The organism is Kitasatospora sp. NE20-6 (assembly GCF_045862635.1).
On record NZ_BPRL01000123.1, the window covers coordinates 1 to 7,760 of the forward strand.

Genomic DNA, 7,760 nt, shown 5'->3' on the forward strand with positions numbered 1-7,760 from the left:
GATGTCAACATATCTGGCGTTGACTTTTGGCACGCTGTTGAGTTCTCAAGGAACGGACACTTCCTTCGGACCGCCTTCCAGCGGACCCTCCGGGCGTTTCGCTCTTTCGTGTTCCCAGCTTATCAGAGTCTCGGCGGCCGTTTTACCGGCTTCCCGATTCTTCGAATTCCCGCTGGGGGGATTTCCTCGACTTCGCGACGAAGCTTATCAAAAGATTCGCGGTGCTCAGTGCGGGGATTTTGTCTTCGCCGGGTGGCGATCCTTTCGGACGCTCTGCCTCAGCTCGACGGTGTCGTAGACACTACGCCTCAGCCCGGCCGTTGTCCAGCCAGTCTCAACCGTTCAAACCTACTAGCCCATCACGACCACGTCAATGGCCCTTCGGGGATGATCACCAGCGTACCAGGGCCGAGCCCCTCCTCCGGACAGACCCGCGGGCAGATCACGCCGCGACCGGCTGGGCGTCCGTCCGGTCGGCCTCGGCGACGTCACCGATCTCGCCGCCGGCCGCGGCGCGCCGGCCGTGGACGAGTGCATAGAGGAGGAACAGCACCTCCGCCAGGACGCCGATCGAGATCCGGGCCCAGGTCGGGAGGCCCGACGGGGTCACGAACGCCTCGATCGCGCCCGTGACCATCAGTACCGCGGCAAGGCCGATCGACATGCCGATCGCCGCGCGGCCCTCCTCGGCGAGGGCGGTGCCACGGGTGCGCGGGCCCGGGTCGACGACCGTCCAGCCCAGGCGGAGACCGACCCCTGCGGCGACGAACACGGCGGTGAGTTCCAGCAGGCCGTGCGGGAGCAACAGCCCCAGGAAGAGGTCGAGCCGCCCGGCGGACGACATCAGGCCGAGACCCACACCGAGGTTGAGGACGTTCTCCAGCAGCACGTACACCACGGGAAGGCCGAGCAGCACACCGAAGACGAGGCACTGGGCGGCGACCCAGGCGTTGTTCGTCCACACCTGGAAGGCGAAGGAGGTCGCCGGGTGCTCGGAGTAGTAGGCCTCGAACCCCCCGCCGGGGCGCGTCATCTCCCGGAGTTCGTCGGCCGCCCCGAGGCTGGCACGCACCTCGGGATGCGTCGACACCCACCACGCGACCAGCGCACTGAGAAGGATCGACAGCACGCCGATGGGTATCCACCACCACCGGGCGCGGTACAGCGCGGCGGGGAAGCTGACGGTGAAGAAGCGGCCGGCGTCGCGCCAGGAGGACGTACGCGCTCCGGTCACCGCTCCCCGGCCGCGGGCCACCAGCGTGGTGAGGCGCCCTTCGAGCACCGGGTCGGGAGCGGCGGACTGCACCTGGGCGAGGTGGCCGGTGACGCGCTGGTACAGCGCGATCAACTCGTCGGACTCCGCGCCGGAGAGCCTGCGGCGCCTGCTCAGGGCTTCCAGGCGGCGCCACTCCTCCTGGTGCGAGGCGACGAAGACGTCCAGGTCCATGCGGCTCACTCCACAGGCGCGGCGAAGGCGGGGGCTGGCCTAGCTTGCCAGAGCAGGGCCGCCGTATGTTTGGCGGCCGGGGATGGCATCGGAGCGGATGGGGTGGGTGCTGGTGGACGACCTGGTGACGGGAGAGGCCGTCGTCCTGGGGTTGAGGACGGCGAAGGTGCCGAGCCGGGCGCTGGCGATCGCCCTGGACCTGGCCGTGGAGACGGTCGTGCTGGCGGCGACGACGACGGTGGTGCTCACCGCCGTGCCCGGGCTCGACGAGGCTGCTGCCGCGGCGGTCGTCCTCGGACTCGCCGTGTTCTTCCTGCTGGGCGTGCCGGTGCTGGTCGAGACGCTCTCCCGCGGCAGGTCGCTCGGCAAGCTGGCCCTGGGACTGCGGGTCGTGCGGGCGGACGGCGGCCCGGTGCGCTTCCGGCACGCACTCGTCCGGGGGCTCGTCGCGGTGCTGGAGATCTCGATGACGATGGGTGCCGTCGCGGTGATCGCCTCGGTGGTCTCGCCCCAGGGCCGACGGCTCGGCGACGTTTTCGCCGGCACCCTCGTCGTCCGGGAACGCCTGCCGATGGCCGCGCGCCGGCAGTCGGACCTGCCCCCGGTGCACCCGGGCCTCCTGCATGCCATCGGCGAGCACCTGGTCGCCCTGGACTTCTCGGCCGTACCCGACGGCCTCTGGCTTGCTGTCCGCCAACTGCTCGGCCGACTCGGCCAGTTGGACCCGGCCGTGGCCGAGGCCATGGCCGGGCGGCTCGCGGCGGACGTCGTCGGACGCACCGGGCGCCCGGTGCCGTACGGCGTGCACCCGGCCGCCTATCTCGGTGCGGTGCTCACGGAGCGGCAGCGCCGCGAGTGGGAGCGGGCCGCCGAGGCCGCGCGGCGCCAGGCCGGCGCCGCGCCGTTCGCACCGGCCGCGCCGTTCGCACCGCACGGGGGCGTCCCGGTTGCTCCGGCCGTCCCGGCCACGCCTCCGCTCCACCCCGCGTCACCCGCGCCCGCGCCCGCGCCCGCGAGCCCTCCGGTGCCCCCGGCAGCGTCCGGCTTCGCGCCGCCCGCCTGAGCGTTCACCTTGCCGCGCACGTCCGCCGTCCGGTGGACGTGCGCGTCCGTGTGAGCACCGCCCCCGCCGTGGCCGCACCCCTCACGCGGTGAAGCCCCGGTCACATCGTGAAGTCCGGCCAGGGGTTGGGCTGCGATTCCAGCTCCTCCAGCTCGATCCCCGGGCCCGCCAGCACCACGTCCCCGGCCAGGTGCACCGTCTGCTGTTCCCCGGTGGCGAGGTCGGCCACCACATAGCGCTCGACGAGCAGCGGCCCGCTGTCCGTCTCGTGCGTGTCGACGGCGGCGAGCTGCCAGCCCTGGTCGACGGTGCGCGGTGCGAGGACGGGCTCCGTCAGGGCCACCAGCCGTACGCGCGTGCTCGCGCCGACCTCCAGTCGGAGCATGCGGGCCGTGGCGACGAGGAACGCCGGCGACGTGCCGGTGAATCCGTGCGCCCGGTCGTGGCCCTCGACCGCGTGTTCGCCCGCCGGGTCGTCGGCTGCGGCACGGACCCACGCGACGCCGTCCACCGCACCGCCCCGGACCTGCCAGCCACCCGCCCTGACCTCCAGGCGGAGCGGTCGGCAGCGGGAGTCGAGCGTGAGGTCGGTGGTGCCGAGCACGGAGCCGTCGGGGGCGTACGTCTTGGACACGTAGCGCCAGCCGGCCGGGCCGGGGGCGCAACGGAAGCGCTCCTCGGCGACCGTTGCGGGGCCGTGGCCGGCGGGGCCGGTGTCGGTGTTCAGGGAGTATCGGCCGTTGGGCATGCCGAGAAGCCTAGGCGCCGCAGGTGCCGGGAGCGGCTCCGGGCCGCGGATGCCGCCCGCATCCCGACGGCTCACGGGCGGCGTCCGGGAACGGGTGTGCGCCCGGTGCCGGGCACCGGGCGCACACTCAGGACCGTGCGGGGAGCGGGATCCGTGGCGGGATCCGTGGCGGGATCAGTAGCGGTACTGCTCCGGCTTGTACGGGCCCTCGACCGGGACACCGATGTAGTCGGCCTGGTCCTTGCTGAGGACGGTGAGCTTGACGCCGAGCGCGTCCAGGTGGAGGCGGGCGACCTTCTCGTCCAGGTGCTTCGGCAGGACGTACACGCCGACCGGGTACTGCGCGGTCTTGGTGAAGAGCTCGATCTGCGCGATGGTCTGGTTCGCGAAGGAGTTCGACATCACGAAGGACGGGTGGCCGGTCGCGTTGCCGAGGTTCAGCAGGCGGCCCTCGGAGAGCACGATGATGGTGCGGCCGTCGGCCTTGCGCCACTCGTGGACCTGCGGCTTGACCTCGGTCTTGACGACGCCCGGGAGCTCGCCGAGGCCGGCGATGTCGATCTCGTTGTCGAAGTGGCCGATGTTGCCGACGATGGCCTGGTGCTTCATCCGCGCCATGTGCGAGGCGAGGATGATGTCCTTGTTGCCGGTGGTGGTGATGAAGATGTCGGCCGTCTCGACGACGTCGTCCAGGGTGGTGACCTGGTAGCCGTCCATCGCCGCCTGGAGCGCGCAGATCGGGTCGATCTCGGTGATGATCACGCGGGCGCCCTGGCCACGGAGCGACTCCGCGCAGCCCTTGCCGACGTCGCCGTAGCCGCAGACGACGGCGACCTTGCCGCCGATCAGGACGTCGGTGGCGCGGTTGATGCCGTCGATGAGCGAGTGGCGGCAGCCGTACTTGTTGTCGAACTTCGACTTGGTGACGGCGTCGTTGACGTTGATGGCCGGGAACAGCAGCTTGCCGTCGCGGTGCATCTCGTACAGGCGGTGGACGCCGGTGGTGGTCTCCTCGGTGACGCCCTTGATCGTGGCGGCCATCTCGGTCCACTTGCTGGGGGACTCGGTGAGGGTGCGGTTGAGCACCTGGAGGATGATCCGGTACTCGTCGTTGTCCGCGGTGGACGGGTCCGGGGCCTCGCCGGCCTTCTCGAACTCGACGCCCTTGTGGATCAGCAGGGTGGCGTCACCGCCGTCGTCGAGGATCATGTTCGGGGTGCGGCCGTCGGGCCAGGTCAGCGCCTGCTCGGTGCACCACCAGTACTCCTCCAGGGTCTCGCCCTTCCAGGCGAAGACCGGCACGCCGGCCGGGGCGTCGACGGTGCCCTCGGGGCCGACCGCGATGGCGGCGGCGGCGTGGTCCTGGGTGGAGAAGATGTTGCAGGAGCACCAGCGGACCTCGGCACCGAGCGCGGTGAGCGTCTCGATGAGGACGGCGGTCTGCACGGTCATGTGCAGCGAGCCAGTGATGCGGGCGCCGGCGAGCGGCTGGGTGGCGGCGTACTCGGCGCGGATCGACATCAGGCCGGGCATCTCGTGCTCGGCGAGCTGGATCTCCTTGCGGCCGAAGGAGGCCAGGGAGAGGTCGGCGACCTTGAAGTCACCGTTGAGGTTGGACGACATGCGGGGTACTCCTCGCTGCGTGGGCCTGTGAACGGGTGTGCTCCGCCGCAGGGCGGCACGGAGGCCACTCTGCTGCGCGGCACAATCCGTCGGAGGACCTCTCTCCCTCGACCGGTGCACGGGGGCTCCGATCGACCGCCATCAGCAGCGACGTTTGGCTCTGGGACGAATCTACACCGCGCCGTCCCCGTAGCGACCGGACTACGGGAACGGCACGTACTTTCAGGCCTCCCGTAACACTCGCAGCACCCACCCGGCCCGCGCATGCACGACGCCCGCCCGCCGGGCGACCCGGCGGGCGGGCGGACGAACAACAGGCGGGCAGGCGGGCGGGCAGGCGCCCGGTCAGTGCCGGTCGGGCCCCGGGCCGCCCGGCGTCGCCTCCGGGTCGGGCCCGGCGGCGGCCTTCTCGGCGCTGTAGATGTCGGGCTCCAGGTAGATCGCGCGGGCGATCGGGACGGCCCGCCGGATCCGTGCCTCGGCGGCGTCGATGGCGGCGGCCACCTGGGCGGCGGTGTCCTCGGCGTTGACCGCGATCTTGGCGGCGACGAGGAGTTCCTCCGGGCCGACGTGCAGGGTGCGCATGTGGATGACGTCGGTGACGGTGTCGTGGTCGACGAGCGCGTCGCGGATCTCGGCCACGACCTCCTTGTCGGCGGACTCGCCGATCAGCAGCGACTTGGTCTCCGAGGCCAGGACGAGCGCGATGACCACGAGGAGGAGGCCGATGCAGAGGGTGCCGACGCCGTCCCAGACGCCGTCGCCGGTGGCGACGGTCAGGGAGATGCCGATCAGGGCGAGGACGAGGCCGATCAGGGCGCCGGCGTCCTCCAGCAGGACGACCGGGAGCTCCGGTGCCTTGGCCCGGCGGATGTAGTCGGACCAGCCCATGGTGCCCTTGGCCTTGGCGGACTCCTGGTAGGCCGTCCAGAAGGACCAGCCCTCCATCAGGATCGCGAAGACGAGGACGCCGACGGCCCAGCCCCAGTTGTGGAGCTCGTGCGGGTGGCTGATCTTCTCGTAGCCCTCGTAGAGGGCGAACATGCCGCCGAGGCTGAACAGCACGATCGAGACCAGGAAGCCGTAGACGTACCGCTCGCGGCCGTACCCGAACGGGTGCTGCTCGCTCGCCTCGCGCTTGGCCTGCTTGCCCCCGACGAGCAGCAGGACCTGGTTGCCCGAGTCGGCGACCGAGTGGACGCCCTCGGCCAGCATCGACGAGGAGCCGGTGAAGGCGAAGGCCGTGAACTTGCCCACCGCGATCGCCAGATTCGCGGACAGCGCCGCGACCAGTGCCCTGGTGCCGCCTTCGGTGCTCATGCTGTGGTCCGGTCCCTCCGACTGGGCCGCTCTCCGGCCGTGGCTCAGCTGTCGAGCGCACACAGTATCCCGACACCGGAGCGGGGCTGAGCTCCGGTCAGGGGATGGGGGCACCGGGGGTCAGCGGGCGAGTCCGAGGTAGACGGCCGCGAAGTCGGCCGGGCCGGCCAGTTCGGCGAGTGCTTCGAGCGGGTCGTCGAGGGTGCTGGTGAACTCCGTGAGCCGTACCTCGTGGGCGGCGGCGAGGCGGCGGGCCCGGCCGACGGCGAACCCGGGGTCGGCGTCCGCGGGCAGGCCGGGGGTGTGCCGCAGCAGCACGGCCTGCAGTTGGAGCGGCTCGGGCTCGTCGACCCGGTCGCGGAAGAAGTCGTCGGGGTCGGCGCCGCCGCCGAGGTGGCCGACGAACATGCCGCGGTGCGCGGTGAGCGCCTGCGGCAGCCGTCCGGTGAGCGCGGGCAGTCCGCCGCGGTCGGCCAGCATGGCCGCGAAGCGTCCGGCCGCGGCCGCCGCCACGGGCCCTTCGGCCCACACCAGCGGTACGGTGCCGGAGAGTTGGGCGGCGAGGCCCTTGGCGGGGTTCAGGTAGGCCGCGGCGTCGGGGCGGCAGCGCACGGCGACCTCGTCGAGCCGGTCGGCGAGGGCCTGCAGCGAGCCGGACGGCAGCTGCACGGCGCCGACCCGGTCGGCCAGGGCGGCCAGCGGTGCGAGGTGCGCCCAGAGCGCGGCCGGGTCCTCGGCCGGGAGGTCGGGCTCGCCGCCGGGGACGTCGTCCGGCTCGACGGCACTCTCCGCGAACGGCAGCGCGAGGCCGCGGACCTGCAGCGCGGCCTCCGCGAGCGCGCTGCCGGACGGGGCGACCACCCCGATCGCGCAGCCGCGCGCGTACGCCTGCTGGGCGAGTTGGACGAGGCCCTGCTCGCGGCCGGTGCTGCTGCTGATCACCAGCAGGTCGAGCGGGCCGATCCAGCCGGGCAGCTGCCAGCGGAGGCCGGAGGAGAAGGAGGACGGCTCGTCGCGCCGTACGTCGGACGGGGCGAGGGGCAGCACCTGGCAGGCCGTGACCGCGAGGGCGGCCAGCACGTCGGCCGCGGTGAGCGCGCTGCCGTGGCCGGCGACCAGCACCGTACGGGGGCGGCCTTCGGGCCGGAGCGCCGACAGGCCGGCCTCCTCGGCCAGCCGGACGGCGGTGCGGATGCGGGCACCCGCACCGGCCAGGGCGAGCAGGGCGTGCTCCCGGTCGGCACGCTGCAGTGCGGCCGGGTCGTCGAGCAGGATGTCGTCGAGCATGCGGCCGGCCTCCAGCGGGCTCACCGGGCGGGGGTCAGGAGGGGCGGCGGGCCTCGTCGACCAGCAGGACGGGGATCTCGTCGCGGACGGGGTAGACGAGTCCGCAGCCGTCGCCGGTGCACCGCAGCTCGGGCTGCTCCTGGTCGGAGCTCTCGGCGAGCGGCGCGTGGCACTGCGGACAGGCCAGGATCTCCAGCAGGAAGGGCGGCAGGCTCATGGACGTCGTGCTCCGTATTCGTGCGTGGTCGGTACGGCCGTGGGGGGGGGGGGGG

7 protein-coding genes are annotated in these 7,760 nt (G+C 72.4%); 1 reads left to right on the plus strand and 6 read right to left on the minus strand.

What is annotated here, in order from left to right; all coding sequences use genetic code 11:
• Positions 1 to 442: 442 nt before the first annotated feature.
• Positions 443 to 1,447 (minus strand): stage II sporulation protein M, encoded by a 1,005-nt coding sequence (locus SNE206_RS39425; RefSeq protein ID WP_407918416.1) that lies wholly within the window; start codon positions 1,445 to 1,447, stop codon positions 443 to 445.
• A gap of 112 nt (positions 1,448 to 1,559) precedes the next feature.
• Between SNE206_RS39425 and SNE206_RS39430 the strand changes: the two genes are divergently transcribed.
• The gene (locus tag SNE206_RS39430) at positions 1,560 to 2,510 is read left to right on the plus strand and encodes an RDD family protein (RefSeq protein WP_407918420.1); all 951 of its coding nucleotides are present in this window, start codon (positions 1,560 to 1,562) and stop codon (positions 2,508 to 2,510) included.
• Positions 2,511 to 2,610: 100 nt separating this feature from the next.
• On the opposite strand, the gene SNE206_RS39435 is transcribed toward SNE206_RS39430, so the two are convergent.
• The 5 genes from SNE206_RS39435 to SNE206_RS39455 form a co-directional block, all read right to left on the minus strand.
• Positions 2,611 to 3,258, minus strand: a complete 648-nt coding sequence (locus tag SNE206_RS39435; RefSeq protein ID WP_407918417.1) for a hypothetical protein — start codon at positions 3,256 to 3,258, stop codon at positions 2,611 to 2,613.
• Between the two features lie 174 nt (positions 3,259 to 3,432).
• Positions 3,433 to 4,881 (minus strand): adenosylhomocysteinase, encoded by a 1,449-nt coding sequence (gene ahcY / locus SNE206_RS39440; RefSeq protein WP_405013075.1) that lies wholly within the window; start codon positions 4,879 to 4,881, stop codon positions 3,433 to 3,435.
• A 345-nt stretch (positions 4,882 to 5,226) separates the two neighbouring features.
• Positions 5,227 to 6,201: a cation diffusion facilitator family transporter gene (locus tag SNE206_RS39445; RefSeq protein WP_407918418.1), complete on the minus strand. Its 975-nt coding sequence runs from the start codon at positions 6,199 to 6,201 to the stop codon at positions 5,227 to 5,229.
• 120 nt (positions 6,202 to 6,321) lie between these two features.
• Entirely contained in the window at positions 6,322 to 7,512 is a 1,191-nt protein-coding gene (locus tag SNE206_RS39450; RefSeq protein ID WP_407918419.1) for an SIS domain-containing protein, read from the minus strand.
• Positions 7,513 to 7,522: 10 nt separating this feature from the next.
• Positions 7,523 to 7,705, minus strand: a complete 183-nt coding sequence (locus tag SNE206_RS39455) for a Trm112 family protein (RefSeq protein WP_407918421.1) — start codon at positions 7,703 to 7,705, stop codon at positions 7,523 to 7,525.
• Positions 7,706 to 7,760: the final 55 nt, after the last annotated feature.